Annotated in this window: 19 protein-coding genes; 5 read left to right on the top strand and 14 right to left on the bottom strand. The window is 64.8% G+C overall.

Going from position 1 to position 21,191, the window contains the following annotated elements; all coding sequences use genetic code 11:
• Positions 1-73: 73 nt before the first annotated feature.
• A complete protein-coding gene (locus tag BUB62_RS13895) occupies positions 74-271 on the bottom strand; it encodes a hypothetical protein (protein WP_073111058.1) in 198 nt (65 codons plus the stop codon).
• Between the two features lie 137 nt (positions 272-408).
• Positions 409-1,998, bottom strand: a complete 1,590-nt coding sequence (locus tag BUB62_RS13890) for a glycerol-3-phosphate dehydrogenase/oxidase (protein ID WP_073111056.1) — start codon at positions 1,996-1,998, stop codon at positions 409-411.
• Between the two features lie 247 nt (positions 1,999-2,245).
• On the opposite strand from BUB62_RS13890, the gene BUB62_RS13885 reads away from it, so the two are divergent.
• Positions 2,246-3,400: a zinc-dependent alcohol dehydrogenase gene (locus BUB62_RS13885; RefSeq protein ID WP_073111054.1), complete on the top strand. Its 1,155-nt coding sequence runs from the start codon at positions 2,246-2,248 to the stop codon at positions 3,398-3,400.
• A gap of 12 nt (positions 3,401-3,412) precedes the next feature.
• Positions 3,413-3,979, top strand: coding sequence for a hypothetical protein (locus BUB62_RS13880; RefSeq protein ID WP_073111052.1), 567 nt, complete (start codon positions 3,413-3,415; stop codon positions 3,977-3,979).
• Positions 3,980-4,060: 81 nt separating this feature from the next.
• On the opposite strand, the gene BUB62_RS19750 is transcribed toward BUB62_RS13880, so the two are convergent.
• The 5 genes from BUB62_RS19750 to BUB62_RS13855 all read right to left on the bottom strand — a co-directional run bounded on the left by BUB62_RS19750 (position 4,061) and on the right by BUB62_RS13855 (position 7,377).
• On the bottom strand, positions 4,061-4,273 hold the full coding sequence (locus tag BUB62_RS19750; RefSeq protein ID WP_073111050.1) for a type II toxin-antitoxin system HicA family toxin: 213 nt from the start codon (positions 4,271-4,273) through the stop codon (positions 4,061-4,063).
• The gene (locus BUB62_RS13870; RefSeq protein ID WP_073111048.1) at positions 4,270-4,470 is read right to left on the bottom strand and encodes a type II toxin-antitoxin system HicB family antitoxin; all 201 of its coding nucleotides are present in this window, start codon (positions 4,468-4,470) and stop codon (positions 4,270-4,272) included. The genes BUB62_RS19750 and BUB62_RS13870 overlap by 4 nt, the downstream gene beginning before the upstream one ends.
• A gap of 73 nt (positions 4,471-4,543) precedes the next feature.
• Complete coding sequence (gene acs / locus BUB62_RS13865; RefSeq protein ID WP_073111046.1) at positions 4,544-6,454, bottom strand: acetate--CoA ligase; 1,911 nt, start codon at positions 6,452-6,454, stop codon at positions 4,544-4,546.
• A gap of 162 nt (positions 6,455-6,616) precedes the next feature.
• Complete coding sequence (locus tag BUB62_RS13860) at positions 6,617-6,820, bottom strand: hypothetical protein (protein ID WP_073111044.1); 204 nt, start codon at positions 6,818-6,820, stop codon at positions 6,617-6,619.
• 134 nt (positions 6,821-6,954) lie between these two features.
• Positions 6,955-7,377 carry an IS1/IS1595 family N-terminal zinc-binding domain-containing protein gene (locus BUB62_RS13855; RefSeq protein ID WP_073111042.1) on the bottom strand — a complete coding sequence of 141 codons (423 nt, stop codon included), beginning with the start codon at positions 7,375-7,377 and terminating at the stop codon, positions 6,955-6,957.
• Between the two features lie 185 nt (positions 7,378-7,562).
• On the opposite strand from BUB62_RS13855, the gene BUB62_RS13850 reads away from it, so the two are divergent.
• Positions 7,563-8,480 carry a flavin reductase family protein gene (locus BUB62_RS13850; RefSeq protein ID WP_073111040.1) on the top strand — a complete coding sequence of 306 codons (918 nt, stop codon included), beginning with the start codon at positions 7,563-7,565 and terminating at the stop codon, positions 8,478-8,480.
• A gap of 280 nt (positions 8,481-8,760) precedes the next feature.
• Here the strand turns inward: BUB62_RS13850 and BUB62_RS13845 are convergent, their stop codons facing one another.
• Both BUB62_RS13845 and tsaE read right to left on the bottom strand, forming a co-directional pair.
• Entirely contained in the window at positions 8,761-9,990 is a 1,230-nt protein-coding gene (locus BUB62_RS13845; protein WP_073111397.1) for an alanine dehydrogenase, read from the bottom strand.
• A 59-nt stretch (positions 9,991-10,049) separates the two neighbouring features.
• Positions 10,050-10,544: a tRNA (adenosine(37)-N6)-threonylcarbamoyltransferase complex ATPase subunit type 1 TsaE gene (gene tsaE / locus BUB62_RS13840; protein WP_234988723.1), complete on the bottom strand. Its 495-nt coding sequence runs from the start codon at positions 10,542-10,544 to the stop codon at positions 10,050-10,052.
• 237 nt (positions 10,545-10,781) lie between these two features.
• Here tsaE and BUB62_RS13835 point away from each other — a divergent pair, with 237 nt between their 5' ends.
• Both BUB62_RS13835 and BUB62_RS13830 read left to right on the top strand, forming a co-directional pair.
• The gene (locus BUB62_RS13835; RefSeq protein ID WP_234988720.1) at positions 10,782-13,205 is read left to right on the top strand and encodes a TonB-dependent receptor; all 2,424 of its coding nucleotides are present in this window, start codon (positions 10,782-10,784) and stop codon (positions 13,203-13,205) included.
• A 334-nt stretch (positions 13,206-13,539) separates the two neighbouring features.
• Entirely contained in the window at positions 13,540-14,904 is a 1,365-nt protein-coding gene (locus tag BUB62_RS13830) for a sigma 54-interacting transcriptional regulator (protein ID WP_073111038.1), read from the top strand.
• Between the two features lie 158 nt (positions 14,905-15,062).
• Here BUB62_RS13830 and BUB62_RS13825 read toward each other — a convergent pair whose 3' ends face one another.
• The 5 genes from BUB62_RS13825 to BUB62_RS13805 are packed head-to-tail and all read right to left on the bottom strand — an operon-like array spanning position 15,063 to position 21,191.
• Positions 15,063-15,881 (bottom strand): amidohydrolase family protein, encoded by an 819-nt coding sequence (locus BUB62_RS13825; protein WP_200799932.1) that lies wholly within the window; start codon positions 15,879-15,881, stop codon positions 15,063-15,065.
• A gap of 22 nt (positions 15,882-15,903) precedes the next feature.
• Positions 15,904-16,761 carry a hypothetical protein gene (locus BUB62_RS13820; RefSeq protein WP_143164181.1) on the bottom strand — a complete coding sequence of 286 codons (858 nt, stop codon included), beginning with the start codon at positions 16,759-16,761 and terminating at the stop codon, positions 15,904-15,906.
• On the bottom strand, positions 16,745-17,860 hold the full coding sequence (locus BUB62_RS13815; RefSeq protein ID WP_143164180.1) for an aminotransferase class I/II-fold pyridoxal phosphate-dependent enzyme: 1,116 nt from the start codon (positions 17,858-17,860) through the stop codon (positions 16,745-16,747). Before BUB62_RS13815 ends, BUB62_RS13820 begins: the two co-directional genes overlap by 17 nt.
• Before the next feature lie 3 nt (positions 17,861-17,863).
• Entirely contained in the window at positions 17,864-19,858 is a 1,995-nt protein-coding gene (locus tag BUB62_RS13810) for a hypothetical protein (protein WP_073111033.1), read from the bottom strand.
• On the bottom strand, positions 19,836-21,191 hold the full coding sequence (locus BUB62_RS13805; RefSeq protein WP_073111031.1) for a hypothetical protein: 1,356 nt from the start codon (positions 21,189-21,191) through the stop codon (positions 19,836-19,838). Before BUB62_RS13805 ends, BUB62_RS13810 begins: the two co-directional genes overlap by 23 nt.

Below are 21,191 nucleotides of genomic sequence, written 5' to 3'. Positions count from 1 at the left end.
TCATTCAACGACAAGACGCAAGTATACGTCTCTACAACAGGCTCATAGCTTAAAAGCCGCTGCTAAATGCTCTTCAGGGCTGAGGCGGGGTTTCGATTTTCCCCGGTTCTGCATCAGGCGGGTTTGGCTGGTGCTCCAGCTCATCCAGCGCCTCCAGCTCGTGCAGGGCCGTGGTAGGGTCAAACAGATGGAGCATCTCCAGAATAGACTCTTCCAGACTTTCCGGTTTTGTAGGCTCGGGCTGCGGCAGTATTTCTTCGGGATTAAGCATAGCAGTTCGCAAGGAGGGTGAGCCGAAAAATGCTGGCTGCATGTAAGTAAGTAAAAATGACTGGGAACTGTACTTGCCTTTGCTCAGCCCATACATGACCTTGCATGCCTTCTATTTCTGAATTCTCCTACCGATCATCAGGGCAACAAATACCCGGCGGTCAGCGCCCGAAACTCGGCCAACTGCTGCTGCTGCCAGGCTTCATCCTGCCCCAGCTCGGCAGCTAGCAGCGCAGCTACCACTGGCGCGGCAGCCTGGGCGGCGGCGGCATCCAGAAACAGCAAACGCAGGCGGCGGGCCAGCACGTCGGCCACGGTGCGGGCCATTTCGTGGCGGGCAGCCCACACCACTTCGGCTTGGAGAAATGGAAAGCCGGGAGCCAGCGGCGCGGCCCAGGCGGGGTTTTCCTGGAGCAGCTGCCGCAGCGCCGGGGCGTCAGTTCCGTAGGCGGCCAGCGGATCATTGGTAGCTGGCGTAGCGCCGGCGGCCGGCGCGCCGTGCAGGGGCAGCTCCGCGGTGCGGCACGGGCGGGCGGGCAGCGGGCCGAGCTGACTGGCGCGGTCCACTACGTCCTCAGCCATTTGGCGGTAGGTGGTCCATTTGCCGCCGGTGATGGTGAGCAGCCCCGAGGCCGCCACGAGCAGCTTGTGACTGCGCGAAATCTCCTTGGTAGCGGCACCGGCGGTGGAGGGCGCGGCCAGTGGGCGCAGGCCGGCCCAGGTGCTGAGCACGTCGGCGCGCTGGGGCGGGCGGGCCAGGTAGCGGCCGGCGCTGTCCAGGATGAAGTCGATTTCGGCGGGTAGGGCGCGGGGCTCGGCGGCGGCCTGGGCTACCAGCGTATCGGTGGTGCCTACCACTACGCGGCCCTGCCAGGGCACGGCAAAGAGCACCCGGCCATCGGGGGTGCGCGGTATCATTAGGGCCTCAGGGCCGGGCAGAAACGTCCGGGGCAACACCACGTGCACGCCCTGGCTGGGACGCACCAGCGGCGCGGCGGCGGGCTGGTCGAGGCACAGTACTTCATCCACGAACACGCCGGTGGCATTGACGACTACTTTGGCGCGCAGCTCGTAGGGCTGGCCGGTTTCCTCGTCGCGGGCGGTGGCGCCGGTTATGCGGCCGGCCGCGTCTTTGCGCAGGGCAGTAAGGGTTATGTAGTTGAGCACGGTGGCGCCCTGGTCGGCGGCGGTGCGGGCCAGCGCGAGGGCCAGGCGGGCATCGTCGAACTGGCCGTCGTAGTAGAGCACGCCGCCGCGCAGACCCGCGGGCTGCAGCCCGGGCAGGTGGCGCAGGGTTTTGGCCGCGCTCAACGCCCTGGAGCCGCCGATGCCGAAGCGGCCGGCCAGCATATCGTAGAGCTTCAGCCCCAGCAGATACCAGCCTCGCTCCCACCAGCGATAACACGGAATTACGAAGGCCTGGCGGCGCACCAGGTGCGGGGCATTGCGCAGCATTCGACCCCGCTCGCGCAGGGCCTCGCGCACTAGCCCTACGTTGCCCTGAGCCAGGTAGCGCACGCCGCCGTGCGCCAGCTTGGTGCTGCGGCTGCTGGTGCCCTGGGCAAAATCGGCGCGCTCCAGCAGCAGGGTGCGGTAGCCGCGGCTGGCGGCATCCACGGCCACGCCCAGCCCGGTGGCCCCGCCCCCAATGATGAGCACGTCCCACTCCGGCGTTTCGGCGAGGCGGGCCAGGTGGGTTTCGCGGCGGAAAAGGCTGGCGTTTTGCATAGAAGTGGGTTAAACGGTAAGGAAGCTGAAATGATCAGGCTTTGGTGCGAACGGAGTTTTATTCCGGACAAGGCTTTGATATTCAAAATATTACCACTTATTGTATCCTTGCCTGAAACTTTAGAATTATTGCACAGTATGCTAAGGCTACTCTGCTCTGCCCGGGCATTGGGCCCAAGCTGGCCCGAAGCTACCGGTAACGCCCAGCCGGAGAAACGTCCTACCTGCACCAATAACCACAACTACTATGCTCGCAATGGAATACCGGGGCCCTAGACGGGTCCGTGCCGTGCAGAAACCCATGCCGGAAATCAAGCATCCGCAGGATGCCATCGTGAAGGTGCTGCGCACCTGCATCTGCGGCTCCGACCTGCATCTGTATAATGGCAACGTGCCCGACACCCGCGTGGGCTCCACCTTCGGCCACGAGTTTGTGGGCGAAATCGTGGAAGTCGGCAAGGACGTGACCAAGGTAAAAGTGGGCGACCGGGTGCTGGTGCCCTTCAACATTGCCTGCGGCGAGTGCCACTTCTGCCGCCAGGGCATGTATGGCAACTGCCACGAGTCGAACACCGAATCGACGGCCGTGGGGGCTATTTTCGGGTACTCGCACACGGCCGGCGGCTTTAACGGCGGCCAGGCCGAGTACGCCCGGGTGCCCTACGCCAACGTGGGCCCCACCATCATTCCGGCTGACATGGACCTGGATGATGCCGTGCTGCTCACCGACGTGGTGCCCACCGGCTACCAGGCCGCCGAGATGGCCGGCATCCAGACCGGCGACACGGTGGTGGTGTTCGGAGCCGGACCCATCGGCATCATGGCGGCCCGCTGCGCGTGGCTGTTCGGGGCCGGCCGCGTCATCATCATCGACAAGGAGGATTACCGCCTCGACTTCGCCCGCAGCTACTCCTACTGCGAGGCCTACAACTACCGGGAGATGAACGATCCGGTGATGTTCATCAAGAAAATAACCGACTGGATGGGTGCCGACTGCGTGATTGACGCGGTAGGAGCCGAAGCCCAGGGCAACGCGCTGCAGACCATCACGGGCCGCAAGCTGCTGCTGCAGGCCGGCTCGGCCACGGCCCTGCACTGGGCCATCAACTCGGTGAAAAAGGGCGGCGTATTGTCTATTGTGGGCGTGTATGGGCCGACGGATAACCTGGTGCCTATCGGCAACATGATGAACAAGGGACTGACGATGCGCGGCAACCAGACCTCGGTGAAGCGCCTGCTGCCCCGCCTGATCGAGCACGTGCAGAACGGCACGCTCAATCCTAAGGGCCTTATCACCCACCGCATTCCGCTGGAGGAAGTGGCCGACGGCTACCGCATGTTCTCCGCCAAGCTGGACAACTGCATTAAAACCGTGATGATACCCCCTACCGTCAACCAGTAAGCACCGCCGACCATGGAAACGACCAAAGTAAATACGCCCATCGACCCCAAGCAGATCAAGGGCTGGGGCGTGGATGCTGACCCCAAAAACGACCCCACTTACCCCATGCGGGCCCGCATGAACGTGGGGCAGGATCCCGACAGCAAGCACCGTCCCAAGTCTTTGCAGCCCGTGGATATTGAGCTGCTCAAGTCATCGGAGCGGCCGCAGGTTTCGGCGGTGTTCGGTACGCCGGAGCCGCCTAAGGGGCTCAGCGGCCTGATTCGCCGCTTTGCCTTCGGCTACAGCGAAAACCGCTACCGCCACTGGCTGCCCCTGGTGGTGGCCGACCGGGTGAACATGGTGGAAGGCCTTGTAGAGGACTTAGCCCACGGCAAGGTGCCGAATATCTGGGCCGAAAAAGGCTACGATGTGGACTGGAAGTACAACCGCTCGGGCCTGATTATGAAGCTGGCCACCGTGACGGCCATCGGCGCGGGCCTGGCCGTGTGGCTGTCATCGTCGGGCAAAACCAAGCGCCAGCAGTTCAAAGGGCCCAAGCCCCGCCAGCGCTACACTACCGGCGACTACAGCGGCTAAGCTACCTGTTGGCTTTGCGCTAAAAACAGAAAATCCCGGCTGGTAGCCTACCAGCTGGGATTTATTTGTTTTTGGAAGACCTCATAGATTCTTAGGTTCCAGCCCGGTGCGTTTGGCAATGCGGGCCAGCATAGCGGGACCTATTTCCTCTCCATCATGGAAGGCAAACACGTAATCGGGCCAGCCCTCGCGTGCTAAAGTGCGGTGCGAGCCCGACTGCCGCTTCAGCTGCCAGCCCAGCCGCAAGAGCGCCGCCAATACTTGACGGGCCTTGGAAGCTGGCCACTGGCTCATGCCGCTACCGCAAACAGGGCCGCCAGCTCCGGTACGACCTCGCCATGCTCCAGCCGCTCGGCAATGACGCGCAAGGCTAGGGCTTGCGCTTGGAGCAGCGCCGTTTCGCGGGTAGCGCCATAGGCCAGTACGCCCGGTAATTCCAGCACTTCGGCCAGCCAACGGCCATCCGCTTCCTGTTCCAGTTCAATATTCATGGTAGGCTCCGTTGCATGTTAGGCTAGTAAACTTAACAGAAAAAGGAACGGCCGCTTGGCCGTTCCTTTTTCACTACTTCTTCCCCTGAATAATCTCCTCTACCACGCCGGGGTCGAGCAGGGTGGTGATGTCGCCGAGGTTGGTGGTTTCGCCCTCGGCTACTTTGCGCAGGATGCGGCGCATGATCTTGCCGGAACGGGTTTTGGGCAGACCCGACACGATTTGGATCTTATCCGGCTTGGCGATTTTGCCGATTTCGGCCACCACGGTTTCGATGATGCTGGCCTCCACGTGCCCCGCGTCGGCCTTGCCGACCGGCTCGCGGCAGATGACGAAGGCGTAGATGCCCTGCCCTTTCACGTCGTGCGGATAGCCCACCACGGCGCTTTCCACCACGTGGGCGTTCTGGTTGATGGCATTCTCGATTTCGGCGGTGCCAAAGCGGTGGCCCGACACGTTTATCACGTCGTCGACGCGGCCGATGATGCGGTAGAGGCCGGTCGAGTCGCGGCGGGCACCGTCGCCGGTGAAGTAGTAGCCGGGATACGGGCCGAAGTAAGTCTGGCGGGCGCGCTCATGGTCGCCGTAGGTGGTGCGGATGATGCCGGGCCACGGAAACTTGATGGCCAGGTAGCCTTCCTCGTCGTTGCCCTGGATTTCCTGGCCCTCCTGGGTGAGCAGCACAGGCTGCACGCCGGGCAGGGGCTGGCCAGCGTGGGTGGGCCGGAGGGGCGAAATGCCGGCCAGCGCCGAAATCATGATGCCCCCGGTTTCGGTCTGCCACCACGTATCCACGACGGGGCAGCGCTCTTTGCCCACATGGGTGTGGTACCAGTGCCAGGCTTCCTCATTAATCGGCTCGCCCACCGTGCCCAGCACCCGTAGCGAGTCGAGCGAGTAGCTCAGCACGTTGTCTAGGGGCGTGGCCATCAGGCTGCGAATGGCCGTGGGGGCAGTGTAGAACACGTTGACGCCGTGCTTGTCGATAACTTCCCAGAAGCGGCCGGCATCGGGGTAGGTGGGCACGCCCTCGAACAGGAGCGTGGTGCTGCCGCTGAGCAAGGGGCCGTAGAGCAGATACGAGTGGCCCGTGACCCAGCCGATATCGGCGGTGCACCAGTACACGTCGTTTTCCTGCACCTGAAACACGTTGCGGAAGGTGTAGTCGGCCCACACCATGTAGCCGGCGGTGGTGTGCACCACGCCTTTGGGCTTGCCGGTGCTGCCCGAAGTGTAGAGGATGAAGAGCATATCCTCGGCGTCCATCTCCTCGGCGGGACAGGTTTTGGCGGCTTCTCTGGCTTCTTCGTGATACCACACGTCGCGGCCCTCCCGCATCTGCACGGGCCAGCCCAGGTGCTCCACTACTATCACGCGGCGCACGGAGGGGCAGTTTTCCAGGGCCTCGTCCACCACGCGCTTCACCGGAATCTGCTTGGGGCCGCGGTTCAGGCCGTCGGCGGTGAGCACCACGGTGGCCTGGGCATCGTTCACGCGGTCGGCAATGGCAGTGGCCGAAAAGCCGGCGAAGATGACCGAATGCACGGCCCCGATGCGGGCGCAGGCCAGCACGGCAATGGCCAGCTGCGGAATCATGGGCATGTACAGGCACACCCGGTCGCCTTTTTCCACGCCGTTATTCAGCAGCACGTTGGCAAACTGGCACACGTGCTGGTGCAGCTCGCGGTAGGTATAGCGAATCTGGCGGGTTTTGGGGTCGTTGGGCTCCCAGATCAGGGCCAGCTTGTTGCCGCGGGTGGCCAGGTGGCGGTCGAGGCAGTTTTCAGTGATGTTGAGCTTGGCCCCGCTATACCATTCGTTGTGGCCGCCTACCAGGTCGGCTTTGAGCACGGTATCCCACTTGCGCCGCCAGGTAAACGGTTCGGCCACCTCGGCCCAGAACTGCTCAGGGTTTTCGACGCTGCGGCGGTAGGCTTCTTCGTACTCGGCGAAGCTGTGGAGGCGGGGATGGGGTACGGGCATGAGGGCGGGGGGTTGAGGGAGTGTACTTGTTTTACTGCCTGCAAGCGGTTTGCGTTCGTGGGGCAGGCCACCAACTGTGGGGTAGCGGCGCCGCACGCCGGCTGCTGCCCCAGGGCTGGGCGGTTTTTTGCCAACGCAAACCGCCCCCAACGCAAGTAGCCTCTAAAAAAACGGAAAAATCTGGTTGTCGGCAGCTTCTGCACCAAAGCCCCACCCTGCCGGATTGCCAACCTGGTGCGGCGGTTTGCCAATCCGAAGCACCGGAACGGCAATCCGGTACTCCGGTTTGGTAAACCGATGCTCCGGAGTGGCAAACCGGAGCACCGGAACGGCAATCCGCTGCACCAGGTTGGCAATCCGGAGCACCGGAATGGCAAACCGAAGCAGCCGATTGCCAATCCGGTGCTTCGGAGCGGCCTCCGGAGCAGCCGAGGGGCCTCCGGAGCAGCCGAGGGGCCTCCGGGATACTGCCGGCCACCAGGCTTGCCAGGCACTCAGGCTCAGCTTGCCTTCAGCCGCTCCCACCGAAACAGCAGGTAGTTGTCGCCCAGCTCCGTGACCACCAGCCCCGCCCCCTGCAGGTTTTCCGGCTTCTGAAAGTACTCGGCCAGCTCTTGCTGGGTCAGGATGTGGTAAGTGGGGTGATGAGCGGTCTGGCGCGGGGCCTTCACGCCGTACTTCTTCACCCAGTTCATCACGCTCACGTGGCTCACGCCCAGCAGGCGCTCAATCTCGCGGTAGCTCACGCCCTCCACATACAGCTGCAGGGCCTTCACAACGTAGTAGGTGTTCACCTCGCGCCCCAGCTTTGCCACCGAAAAGTGGTAGCCGCAGTTCCGGCACTTGTACCGCTGCCGGCCGCCCACTATGCCGCTTTTGGTAGCTTCCACCGATTCGCATTTGGGGCAGGCCGGCTGAGACATGGCGGGGCGGGCAGGAAAGCGGAGGACCGCGTGAGGCTATTCTGGAGTAGTAAAGATAGGGCAGCGCAGCCAACTCAGGGCCGGTTTCTCCGTCCCACGGCAGCAGGCAACGCCGACGGTCTAAAAATACCAGCGCGTTTATTTCTTCCGAACCCCGAACTTCGCCCCCCTCCTTTTCCAGCGCCATGCACCCCTCCTTCCGCACCATCGACCCCGCCCAGCTCAAGCCCAGCGAGCTACACCCGTTTCTGGTGGGGGCCATTGCCCCCCGTCCCGTGGCCTTCGCCAGCACCATCTCGGCCGATGGCAGCGTGAACCTGAGCCCCTACAGCTTCTTCAACGCCTTCGGCTCCAACCCGCCGATTCTGGTGTTTTCGCCCGCCAATCGGGTGCGCGACAACTCGCAGAAGCACACCCTGCAAAACGTGCGCGAGGTGCCCGAAGTCGTGATTCATATCTGCGACTACGCCATGGTAGAGCAGATGTCGTTGGCCAGTACGGAGTATGAGAAGGGCGTAAATGAGTTCGTGAAGGCTGGTTTTACGGAGCTACCAAGCCAGCGCGTGCGGCCCCCCCGCGTGGCCGAAGCGCCGGCTGCTTTCGAGTGCGTGGTGGAGCAGATCATTGAGTTGGGCCAGAACAACGGGGCCGGCAACCTAATCATCTGCCGGGTGGTCATGGCCCACTTCCGCGAGGATATCGTGCTGCCCTCCGGCCTGGGCATCGACCCGTTCAAGCTCGACGCCATTGCCCGCCTCGGTGGCGACTGGTACTGCCGGGCCTCGGGCAGCAGCCTGTTTGAAGTGCCCAAACCCAACCGCAGCCTGGGTATCGGCATCGACCAGCTCCCGGCGCACATCCGCAACTCCGACCTGCTCACCGGCAACAACCTAGGCCGCTTGGCCAACATCGAGCAGAGCGCTCTGCCCACGCCGGAACAGGTAGCCGATTTCCGGCAGGAGCCGCTGGTAAGCTACACAATGAATAAATACCGCACCGACGCACCGGAACTTCGAAAGCAGCTGACGCTTTTGGGCCAGCAGTTTCTGGCGGAAGGCAAGCTGCAGGAAGCCTGGAAAACGCTGCTGCTGGCCGGGGAATAAGGCATTAGCCTGCCATTAAGCTGGCGCTCAAGCTGGCGCGAGTTTAGGCGCAGCCGTAACTCGTGACTACTTATTTCGTGGAGGTTGTACCTCCACTGCCGCGCCAGCGACAAGCCGGCACCACGCCGACAGATACCAACGATTTTGTTCTGACGGGGGAGGCGCAGCCTCCCGCTATATTCCGGCACGAGTTACGGCTGCGCCTAAACTCGCGCCAGCCAGCCAGGAAACCCGTCCACAAAATCCGTAAAATCCGTGAAATCCGCGCGAATCCGTGGTCCTAGTTACGCACGGCAATCATCAAGCTCAGCTCCTTATACCGCATATTAAATTTCTTCGCGATAGCGGCATTCGTAAGCGAGCCTTTGTAGACGTACACCCCGGAGCGGAAATGCTCATTCGTAAACAGCACCTCGTTGATGCCGCCGTGCTGACTGATTTCCTGCAGCATGGGCGTGAAAATGTTGCTCAGCGCGTTGGTGGCCGTGCGCGGCACGCGCGAGGCGATGTTGGGCACGCAGTAGTGCACCACGTCGTATTTGCGGAACACGGGTTTGCTGTGGCTGGTCATCTCCGAGGTTTCGAAGCAGCCGCCCTGATCGATGCTCACATCAATGATGACGGAGCCGGGCGCCATGCTGGCCACCACGCTTTCGGGCACCATAAAAGGAATGCGGCCATCCTCGGCGTTCAGCGCCCCGATTACCACGTCGGCACGGCGGATCTGCTGGTTGAGCACCACCGTGTCTAAGGTACTGGTATAGAGCATCATCGTGCCCAGGTTGTGCTTGAGGCGGCGCAGCTTGTAGAGGTGATTGTCGAACACCTTCACCTCGGCGCCCAGGCCAGTAGCGGCGCGGGCAGCGTACTCGGCCACGGTGCCCGCGCCCAGAATAACTACCTGCGACGGCGGCACGCCCGTTATGCCGCCCAGAATGATGCCCTTACCCTCGTTGGACCGGGCCAGGTATTCGGCCGCAATCAGCATCACCGTCGAGCCGGCAATTTCGCTCATGGCCCGCACCACCGGCCGCGCACCCGAGGGGTCCTTAATCAGCTCAAAGCTAATGGCATTCACCTTTTTGCGCGTGAGGGCCGTGATAAATTCGGGGGTGAGCGAGCCGAACTGCAGCGCCGAAATCAGCGTCTGGTTGGAGCGCATGTAGTCGATTTCGGTCTGGCTGGGGGGCGCTACTTTCAGGATGATATCGGCCTCGTACACCTCTTTCTGCGAATAGGCAATGCTGGCCCCGGCTTCGGAATAGTCGTGGTCGGAGTACTTGCTGGGCTCGCCGGCTCCGCTTTCCATCAGCACTTCGTGCCCGTCCTGCACCAGATGCTTCACGGCCTCGGGCGTGAGGCAGATGCGATTTTCCTGCAGCGACGTCTCGCGCGGCAGCCCGATAAACAGCTTCCGCTTGCGCGTTTCCACGGCCAGCATGGATTCCTGCGTGAAGTAGGCGCGGCTCGTGGCCAGCGACTCAAATCCGGGTGGTACGGCTTCGGGCATCTTGATCAATTATCAATGAGCAATGAGCAATGAGCAATGCCTTTTCAACAGCGGCTTGCTCATTGCTCATTTGTAATTCTCAATTCCCTCGAAGAGGGTCCGGTGACGGTGAGCGTGAGGAGCAGCCGGTTGGCGGGCAGCAGCGCCCCCACGCGGCTGGGCCACTCGATCAGACAAAGATAGCCAGAATCGAAGTACTCCTGCGCCCCGATGTTGATGGCTTCCTGCGGGTCGTCGAGGCGGTAGAAGTCGAAGTGGTAGATGGGCCGATTCTGCGCGTCGCGGTACTCGTTTACCAGCGCGAAGGTGGGGCTGCTCACGTAGTCGGGCACGCCCAGCTGGTGGCACAGGGCCTTGATAAAGGTAGTTTTGCCCGCCCCCATCTCCCCTTCCAGCAGAATGATTTTGTGCTCGCCCAGGGCGGCTTGTACCTGCGCGGCGGCCTGGGGCAAATCGTCGAGCGAGGCAATGGGGATGGTCAGGTGCATGAGGAAAGGCGGCAGCGGGTGAGTTTGCAGCGGCGAAGCTACCCGATCCGGCAGTATTTCCGGCAAAATTTCCGGGGTTTCTCTTGTATATACGAAATCATTCGTATGTTTACTACGAAGACATTCGTAGAAGACCCCGGAGCTGCCGCGCACAGCCACCGGGCGAGCTACGCCAGTGCTTCGTCGCCTTACTCTACTCCCCGCTAACCAGCGCCGGCCGGGTTTCCCGCTGGCCCCACTATCCCGCTTCTTCCCATGAAAACACGCATTTCAGGCCGGCCCTGGCGCTGGTCCGGGCTTCTTGTGCACTTCATTTCCGGCTGGCTGTGCGCCGGGCCGGCCGCGGCCCAGACCCGCGCCACCCTCACCGGTACCGTGCAGACGGCCGCCGGGGCCGCCATGGAGTTTGCCACCCTCACGCTGCACCGGCCCGACTCGGCGGTGGTGAAAACCGAGTTCAGCGATGCGCAGGGCCAGTTCCGGTTCGATCAGGTGCCGACCGGGCGCTACCTGGTTTCGGCGGCGCAGGTGGGCTACGTGCGACGCTGGCTGGGGCCGGTAGAGCTGCCGGCCGCCGGGCTCGAACTGCCCGCCATCGTGCTGAAAGCCAGCGGGGCCACGGCCCTGAAGGAAGTGAAGGTGGTGGGCCAAAAGCCGCTGTTTGAACGCCAGGCCGACCGCACCATCGTGAACGTGGAGGGCAGCCCGCTAGCCGCCGGCAACACCAGCCTGGACGTGCTGGCCCGCTCCCCCGGCGTGACCGTGGATGGCAACGACAACCTCGCTTTGCGCGGCAAGCAGGGCCTGCTGGTGCTCATCGACGGCAAGCGCCAGCCCATGACCGGCACCGAGCTGGCCGATTACCTGCGCGCCCTGCCCGCCGATCAGGTGAAAAGTATCGAGCTGATAACCAACCCGCCTGCCAAGTATGACGCCCAGGGCGGGGCGGGCATCATTGCCATCAACCTGAAAAAAGACCAGCGCCAGGGCACCAACGGCAGCGCCAACGTGGCCTACGGGCGCGGCTACTACGGCAAGCTCAACGGTGGTCTGAGCCTGAACCATAAGCAAAAAGACCTCAACCTGTTCGGCTCCTATAGCTACGCCAACCGCAACGGGCTTGGCAAGCTCGATATTCACCGGGACTTCTATCAGCTGCAGGACGGCCGCCGGGTGCTCACGGGCAGCAGCGACCAGGTGAACCGGCAGTATCCGGAGTCGGAGTCGAATAGCTGGAAAGCGGGGGCTGACTATAATCTGACCGAAAAAACCGTGGTGGGCGCGATTATCAGCGGGCTGGATTCGCGCCTCAAGCGGATGCCAGGCACCAACCTCACCACGCTCTACGCCGCCGACGGCACTGTGCGCGACCGGTACGCGGGCACGCTGAGCCGCCGCTTTGTCTCGCCCAACGCTGCCGCCAACCTCAACTTCAAGCACACCTTCGCCCCCGACTCCGGCGGCAGCGCCGAGCTGACCGCCGATGCAGACTACGCCCGCTACCGCACCCACCGCCTGCAGGACGTAGCGACGCGCTCCGAGCTACTGAGCCGACCGCCGACGCTGGTGAACAGCGACCAGAGCGGCGTGCTCACTATTCAGTCGGTGAAGGCGGACTACACCCGGCCGCTGAGCAAGCAGGCGCGGCTGGAAGCCGGGGCCAAGCTCAGCCTGGTGACTTCGGACAACGACGTGCGGTTTGAGAATACCGTGGACGGCATCCGGACGCTGGACGCGGGCCGCTCCAACCGCTTCAAATACGACGAGCGGATTTCGGCGGGCTACGTGAGCTATAGCCAGACCGTGGGCAAGCTGAGCGCCCAGGCGGGTCTGCGCGGCGAGCAAACCACCGCCACCGGCCAGCAGGTGGTGGGCGACCTGCGCTTCCGCCGCGACTATTTCCAGCTCTTTCCCAGCGCCTCGCTCAAGCAAACCCTTAGCGACAAGCACGAAGTATCCGTCTCCCTGAGCCGCCGCATCGACCGGCCTTCCTACGGCCAGCTCAACCCCTTCCGCGTTATTGTAGACCCCACGACTTCCGGTAGCGGCAACCCCAACCTACGGCCCCAGACCAGCTACAACCTGGAGCTGAACCACACTTTCCGGCAGAAATTCACCACCGGCCTGAGCTACAGCATCACCCAGAACCCCATCATCGACGTGGTGCAGCCCGAAACCGACAGCACCGTGGTATCCACGAACGTGAACCTGGGCCGCCAGCACTACTACGCCCTCACCCTGACCGCGCCCGTGGACCTGACCAAGTGGTGGACGGTGTACAACAACGCCGTGCTCTACTACAACCGCTTCGAGGGCAGCCTGGCCGGCACCGCCCTGAACCGCGGCCGCGCGGCCTTCACGCTGAGCAGCAACAGCACCTTCACCTTCGGCAAGGGCTGGGGCGCAGAAGCCAACGGCCTGTACCAGTCGCGGGAGCAGTACGGCTTCTTCGACCTGCGGCCCAACGGGCAGCTGAGCCTGGGCGTGCAGAAAGCCGTGTGGGACCGGAAGGGCACCCTCAAGCTCAATGCTACCGACGTGCTGTTCACGAATAAAATCCGCGCCACCTCGGCCTACGACAATTACGTGGAGCGCTTCTACCAGCGCGGCGACCAGCGCATCATCACGCTGAGCTTCTCCTACCGCTTCGGCAACGACAAGCTGAGCCCTTCGCGCCGCCGCAACGGCGGGGCCGAGGAGGAAAAGCGCCGGGCGGGTGGGTCCTGAGCCCACCCAGGCAGGTTTTTCCGGGCCAACGGCCCCGCACATCCGAAGGTGCGGGGCCGTTTTTGTGGTTGGCAGGGCGTGGTGGCGGGCCTTGACCCGGGCTACCACCACATATTCATGTTAGCCTATATTATCTTCGATTTTCTTATCTTCCCTCTTCAACTACTCCGCTTCGGCCCGCTGCTGCACTTGCCCACCAGGCGGCCTGCCGGCATGTACGCAGCATTTCCCGAAGGCGCTTCGGCCTGTTTTCTTCAACCTATTGCGAAAGGATACCCCGGAAGGCCGGGGCCGCTACTGTGGTGTGGCCCCGTGCCACCAATCCCCCTTTGCTATGGCTGAATTTGCTCTGTGGTTTATGCCTTTTACCAGCCAGCAAGGCCCGCTGGTCGATATTATCGGGACTCTGGAACATGGGGGCATCGGGCTGGAAGCCGTGCACCTGGGCAACACGCCCGAAGGCGCGGGCATCATCTTTCTCGACCCCGAAGCCTCCCTCCCCGAAATTCAGGAGGCCTTGGAAGCCTATACTTTGTATGCCGATACCAAAATTATTGCCGTAGCCCTGGGGCTGCTGCCCACTACCACCACCTGGGCCCTGCTGCGCGGGGGCGTGGCGGAGGTATTTTGCTGGACGGAGGTGGAAAAGCCGGTGCAGATTATCCGCTCCCGCCTCGCATACTGGCAGGCGCTGGAGGAAAAAGTGGCCGACCTGCAGCTGCGCCTGGTGGGCCAGAGCCGGTGCTGGCTGAATACGCTGCGCCAGATCGTGGACATGGCCCTGTCTGACTGCCAGGTGCTGGTGATGGGCGAAAGCGGCACGGGCAAGGAGCTGGTGGCCCAGGAAATTCACTGCCTCGACCCCCGCCCCGCCAAGCGCGAGTGCGTGGTAGTAGACTGCACTACCCTGATTCCGGGCCTGTCGGGCTCCGAGCTGTTTGGGCACGAGAAAGGGGCCTTCACCAACGCCATCAGCACCCGCGACGGGGCCCTGGCCCTGGCCCACGAGGGCACGCTGTTCTTGGATGAGCTGGGCGAGCTGCCCCTGCCGCTGCAGGCCGAGCTGCTGCGGGCTTTGCAGGAAGGCACCTACAAGCGCGTGGGCAGCAACACCTGGCGCCGGGCCCGCTTCCGGCTGGTGAGTGCCACCAACCGCGACCTGCTGACCGAGGTGCATCGGGGCACGTTCCGCCAGGATCTGTACTACCGCGTGTCGGGCTGGACGTGCCAGCTGCCACCCCTGCGCGAGCGGAAAGAGGACATCGTGGTGCTGGCCGAGCACTTTTTCCGCCAGCAGCACCACATCCGGCAGCCCGTCGACCGGCAGGTGTACGACTTCCTGCTGCTGCGCGACTACCCCGGCAATGTGCGCGAGCTGCAGCAGCTCATCAACCGCATTGCCAGCAAGCACCTCGGCGAAGGCCCCATCACCATCGGCGACATTCCGCGCTCCGACTGGCCCGATTTCGCCCACCTGGGCCCCACCCTGGAGGGCGACGACCTGGAGGCGGGCATAAAGCGGCTGCTCTACCAGGGCCTGGGCCTGAAGGAAATCAAGGACCAGGTAACGGAAATAGCCAAGAAAGTAGCCATCCGGCACGAAAACGGCAACCTCAAGCTGGCCGCTCACCGCCTGGGCTGCAGCGAAAGAATCCTGCAGATGCACCGCCGCGCCGAGCCGGAGATGGTGAAGTGGTGAGATAGTGAGATGGTGAAATGGTGAGTTGTCGTTCCGTTTGCGCGGATCTGCGCAGGCGGCGCCATTAACGCAATCAGAACGACAACTCACCATCTCACTATCTCACCATCTCACTATCTCACCATCTCACTATCTCACCATCTCACAATTTCACCATCTCACAATTTCACCATAAGCCACGGGTCGCGCCATTCGGTGGCGGCTTCGGCGGCTACGGCGATGCGCGGGGGGCGGGCCGGCTCGGGGCGCACCTGGCCGATGAGGCGCAGCAGGTTGCCGGCCAGCACCTGCCGGGCATCGGCTTCCGGCAGGTGCAGGGCTTCGATTTTGGCCAGCTCCACGCCGGGGTGCAGCCAGGGGCCGTCGGAGCCGAACAGGAACTTGCGGGCCCCGGCCCGCGCCACGGCCCGCTCCAGGATGTCGAAGCGGCGCACTCCGCTGGTGTCGGTGTAGATGTTGGGGAAGCGCACGAGCTGGTCGATTAGGCCGGCCTGGGCGCGCCAGTCGTCGGAAAAAGAGCCCAGGTGCGGGATGATGAAGTTCACGTCAGGGTACTGCTCGCCCAGCAGCTCCACCACCGCAATTTCGCCCACCACGTCGTAGAGCACCGGCAGGCGGAAAGCGCGGGCCACGTCGCAGATTTCGCGGCTGATGCGCGCGTCGTAGCGGTGGCACTTGATGCCCACGAAGCCGTACTGCTGCACGGCCGTGGTCACCATTTCCAGCACCCGGCCCCGGTCGCGCTGGGCGTGCACGAAGGCAAAGCCGTAGAACCGCGCCGGATTCTGGCGCACCAGCCGGGCTACCTGGCGGTTGGCCAGGGCATAGTCGGAATGAAAAGCGGCGAAGAGCACCGTGCGCTGAATGCCGGCTTCGCGGGCCCAGCCGAGGTAATGCTCCAGCGGCGCGTCGGTGTCCCAGGGGCCGGTGAGGCCGTCGCCTTTGCCCGCGTGGCAGTGGCAGTCGATGATCAGCATGGCGAAAAGGAAATAGAGGGTTTCAGCGGCTGGGCACCCGCACCGGCCGGCTCCCGGCCGCCGCCAGCTGCCGGGCCGACAGCTGCACGAGCCGCAACGCTTCGGCCGGCGTTTTGCCGGCGGCGCGCAGGGCGTAGTAGGCTTTCTGATCCTCAAACCACGGGTTGGCCGCGGGCGCCAGCCGGCCGGTTCCGCCGCCCTGCACCCTGACGCCGCCCGTTTGCTGGCGCAGATTTTTACCCCGGTACGCCTGGTTGAGGTAGCGCTGCAGCGCCGCGGCCCGGTGATGCTGGGCGTGGGTGAAGCCGGGTACGCCCTGGGCAATGGCCACGGCCGCTCGGTGGTTGGGGTTGGTGCGGGCCGCCCCGCCCACCCCGTAGCTGGCCGACTGGTGGATGTGGTGCCCCCGCACCTGCCGGTACGGCCCCACGGCTTCCTGAACAACACTTTCCCCCGCCATTTCCGGAGCCAGCTCACCCAGCCATGATTCCAGCAGCGTGGTTTCTGCTGCTACATTAGCCGCCGACCGGCAGCGGCGGCATCCGCAGCCACCCGCGGAGCCGGGGCGGACCAGCAGCCGCAGCTTCTCGGCCAGCCGGTAGCGGCCCAGAAACCGCAGCAGCGCTTGCCGGCACGGCGCGCAGCCGCTGGTAGTGCTGATAATCAGAATACTGCGCACCCGCACCGGAAAGCCCGGCTCGGCGGCCGCCCGGCGGTTAAACCAGCGCATGAGCTGCTGCTCGGGGTGGCCGGCGCAGCCGGGGCCGGCGGGCGCCCGGCGCAGCGGTACGCGCAGGGTTTGCCCGCCCTTGGTATACACGTTGGCAACGGCGCTGGCCGTAGTCCCGGAGCGGTGGGTGGCGTTAGAGTTCAGGAGCATGTTCATGGCGGATAAGGACATGGGCAGTCGGGGAAAACCAGTCGGTGGAGCGGGCCAGCGCCGCCAGGCAGCGCGTAACGCGGCCGATGTCGGCCGGCGAGTGGTCGGCGCGCAGGCAGAAGGCTAGCTGGGGCACGGCGGGCCGCCCCTCATCGGCCAGCAGCAGCGCCCGGATACCCTGCCGGCGCAGCTGCTCGTGCAGCGCCAGGGCCGCCGTAGCGCGGGGCAAAAGCAGCCGCTGCACCGGAAACATTCCGCCCAGCGGCTCAATTTCGGCCGTGGTCAGCGCCTGCCGAAACGCGGTGATGCGCTGCCCGAGCTGGTGCCGGGCGGCGTCGCCGTGGCGGGCATCGTGGCGTAGCGCCTCCTGGGCGGCCCAGGCGTGCAGGTTGGAAACCGGGCTGGTATGCACCCGCACCTCACTGCGCCGCTCGAAGCAGGCCAGCCGGGCGGCGCTGCCGGCCAGCACCGCCACCGGCACCCCGAGGCCCTTGGCCAGGGAGGTGATGGTGAGAATCTTGCCGCTGCGCAGCCCCAGGTACGGCAGGCTCCCGCCCCCGCCGGAGCCCAGCGGCATCGCATCATCGGGCCGCGCCCCCAGCACGCCGAACGCCTGCGTGTCATCAACTAGCAGCACGCCGGCGGGGTCCGGGGCGAGCAGGGCCAGGTAGCGGGCCAGCGGGGCCGGGCGGCCGGCCGCCAGGTTCCAGCCGTCCGTCAGCAGCCAGGGGGTTCGGCCCTGCTGTCGGCAGACGTGCAGCCGGCGCGCCAGCCCCGGCAGGTCGGCGGCGCGGAAGGGCACCACCGGCAGCCCGCGCAGCGCGGCCCGCTGGCTGCCCCACTGCCCCACCGGGTACATGGTCTGATCGATAAAAATAACGGCCGAGCGGGGCGCTAACCGGAATACGTCCCAGAACAGGTGGAGCGTGGAGGGGGCCAGCAGGCCCGCTTCCAGGCCCTGCCGCCGGGCCACCGCCTGACCTACTTGGCGCTGCCAGGGCGGCTCTTGCAGCGCCGCCGGCCGGCCCGAAGTGAGCAGCAGGCCGGCGGGAAACGTGACGGGCCGAGCCCCCAGGTACAACGCCGAGGTAAAGTCCACGGCCTACTCCAGGAAGCCGTTGCCGCGGGGCAGGGGCACCCGGCCCGGCAGCGCCTGCCCGAAGTTGGGCGAGGCCATGGGGCCGCTGAGCCGCTGGTTGCGGCGCAGCTGCTGTTGCTGCATGGCCGTTTGCCGCTCAATCAGCTGGGCGGGCTCAAGGTAGCGCTCCTCGTTGTCGGGCAGGTTCAGGCGGGCATCCACGATGTCGGAAGCCAGGTCGACGCCGGTGACGGCCTTGTAGGCGTGGATGTAGCGCTGAATGGCGTGACGCCAGCTGTGGGCCCAGTTGGCGGCGTTGGCGGCCCCCACACTCGGGTCGTTCCAGGAGCCGTAGCGGATGCTCAGCAGCAGCTGCTCGCCGAAGGTGCCCAGGTCGTGGAAGTGGCTGACGTTGGCCGGGTTCCAGCCCTGCAGCTGCTTCATGTTGTCCACCCGGTCCATCCAGGGCTCGGTGTAGGGCACCATCACGCGGCCGCCCAGAAACTCGCGCATCTCGGGCCGGGCCAGCAGCCACTGCTGCACCAGCATCTCGGCCCGGGCCGTCCAGGGCAGGTCGCCGTACTGGTTGTGAGCCCCTTCGGCCAGCACCAGGTGCACCTCGCGCAGGTGGTTGAGCACCGGGAAGCCGTCGGGGATGACGGTGGTGAAGTTGGCCTGCTGGTAGAACTCGGTGGCGGCCCGCAGCAGGCTGTGGAACCCGCGCAGGAAAAACGTGCGGTGCTCGGCCACCGGAATGGTCTGCACGGCCCGCCCGATGAGCCCGATGCCATATTCGTACTGGTACTCCAGGTTGCGGCGGTTCAGGGTCAGGCGGTTGCGCTCATCCTCGATGTAGCCCCAGATCAGGTTGCTGAGCGGGCGCAGCGGGTCGATGTTGAGCCCCGCCAGCGGATCCTGGCCGCGGCCGTGCTGGCGCACGTTCTGGAAGCGCAGGCTGATGGCGTTCATAGTTTGCACCAGCCCGCCCTCCTCGTGCCAGTACGACCAGATCAGCTCCAGCAGCGGCGGGGCTTCCAGCTTGGATTTCAGAATGCCGTAGCAGACATCCGGGCCCAGGCCGCCCAGGTCGCTGGTGGTTTTGAGCGGTACTTCGGAGAGCTTCTGCTTGATCAGGTTGAAATAAGGCAGCACGCGGCCTTCCTCCTTTTCAAGTTCCTGCAGGTATTCCTCGCGCAGCTCGCTGAGGCTGCGGCGGGCGTCGCTGAGGCGGCGGGCGGCGGCCGAGCTGCGGCGCGGCGGCAGGTTCAGGTTGCCGCCCCCGCCGGGCAGCGGGAAGGTGGGCATCGTCACGGCCAGGCCGGCCTCCTGCATCAGATACAGCTCGGTGGCGTGGCGCAGCATGGCGTAGGAAGCCAGCCGGTTGAAAGGCACGCGGCTGTTGGCTGCCACTATCTGCGCGTAATTCGGCGAGTCCACGTTGCACAGCACGCTGTCGATGAAGGCGCGGTAGCGGTTGAAGTCGAGGGTGCGGCGCTTGATGAGGTCCCAGAGGCCTTCATCGGAAGTGTCTTCGCGGCTGGCCTCGCCCAAGGTCACGCGCACGGGCCGCTCGGCTTCCAGCTCGGCCACCTGGAGCTTCTCGGGGCCGAAGTCCCGGTTTTCCCCGTTGTCGCCCACCCGCACGTGGCCGGTGAGGTGGTAGGTGCCCTCCTGCTCCCAGCCATCCACCTGCCACTCGATAGTCACCGACGACAGGCTTTTCAGGCTGATTTTATCCGTCAGCAGCCTCAGCTTGCTGAACAGGTCGCCGCCCGTCATTACTGAGCGGGGCTTGATGATGAGCAGGTCCTTTTCGACCTTATAGTCGAAGTTGAAGCCCTGGACCTGGGCATCGGAGGTCAGGTTGTCGAAGGCCAGATACAGGCTGCCCTTCGCGTCGGGGCCGCTCAGCGCCTTGCTGAGCGAGGTTTCCGCCGCTTCCGTGCTCAGTTCCAGCGTCAGCGTGGAGCTGTCGCCGAGCGAAACCTGGGTGGCATCAGTTACTAAATTGCGGTTCATGACTTCTGCTGATTAAAGGGTGAGGGGAAGAAGCGCCGGCGGGCGGCGGGGCCCCGGCGGGCGGGGCTAGTCCGCAGTAGTTGCGGGCCCGGTTCAGTGCCCAGCGGGTGAGCAGGCCGGTGAGTACCCGCGCCTCCTCGCCGGCCGTAATGCGGCCGTCGGCCTTGGCCTGCCCGATGACGGCAAACACCAGCGAGGGCGCGCAGTCTTCGCGCAGCGCGGGCCGGGCCTGCCACTGCCGGTACAACGCCCGCAGCCGCGCCGGCTGCCGCTGGGCCACCGGAAACAGCCCCGCCAGCGGCTGCCCGCGCAGGCTTGGCGAGCGGTGCCGCACCACCAGCTGGGCAAACTCCGGCAGCAGCGCCACCAGCTGCCCGATCAGCTGCTGCTTGCCCGAGGGCAGCCCATCGGTAGGGTACAACGCCGACCACTGCCGGGTGAGGTCGGCCCACTGCCGGTGCGGGAACAGGGCCTCGCCTAGGGCAATGCTCAGGCGCACCCGGATCCAGGGAAACGGGTGGGGCCCGTCGGTGCCGATGCGGAAGACGAAGTAGCTGGGCAAGCTCACCACGCTCATCAGGCCGTAGGTGGCCCCGATGCCCAGGTGGCCCAGCGCCCAGAAGTCCGACAGGATTTCGTTGAGCCAGCGACTCAGCAGCTGCCAGGCCACCTTCGCCGGGCCGCCGGCCGCCACTTTCTTATCGATTTCGGCCCGGATGGTGGTGGTCAGGTCCAGCAGCTCGGAGCCTTGGTGGCCCACTTCATGAATGAGCGAGGAGGCGATGCCGCTGCCCACCATCCGCTCCCGCGGAATCTGAATCACGCCCACCGGGTTGTCGTCGCCGCCGGGCAGGCGGGTGCGGGCCCGGCGGATGGCGGCCCCGTGCCCGCGCTCCAGAAAGCAGATCAGCGGCGGGGGCTCGTAGTAGCCGCCGGGCAGGTGCAGGGCATCTTCGGCCAGCACGTCGAGGCCGGCCAGCCAGGTGCCGGTGCCGTGCTCGCCGCGCTGGCTGAGCACGTCGGCGAAGATGTCGAACTGGTCGAGCAGGCTGTTGAAGCGCAGCTTGAGCAGCACGTAGCGGGCCTGGGCTTTCTCGGCGTCGGTGGCCTGGCTTTCGGGGCTGCGCAGCCAGCTGATAAAGGCTTTCAGCTTGCGGCGCAGCCCGAAGGCAATGTGGGCCAGGTGGCTGTTGATGGCCGCCTGCGCAGGCGCCGACACGGCTGCGGCCAGCACCATGGGCGTGCTAAGCGCAAATGAGCGGACCGTTTGCAGCCGGCTCAGCAGCGCCAGGGCCTCATTGACCAGAAACTGGGTGTCGGCGGCGCGGCGCAT

It is taken from the genome of Hymenobacter daecheongensis DSM 21074 (assembly GCF_900141805.1).
GTDB lineage: Bacteria > Bacteroidota > Bacteroidia > Cytophagales > Hymenobacteraceae > Hymenobacter > Hymenobacter daecheongensis.
Note: the sequence above shows the minus strand (reverse complement) of the source record. Positions and strands in the feature narration are given on the sequence as shown.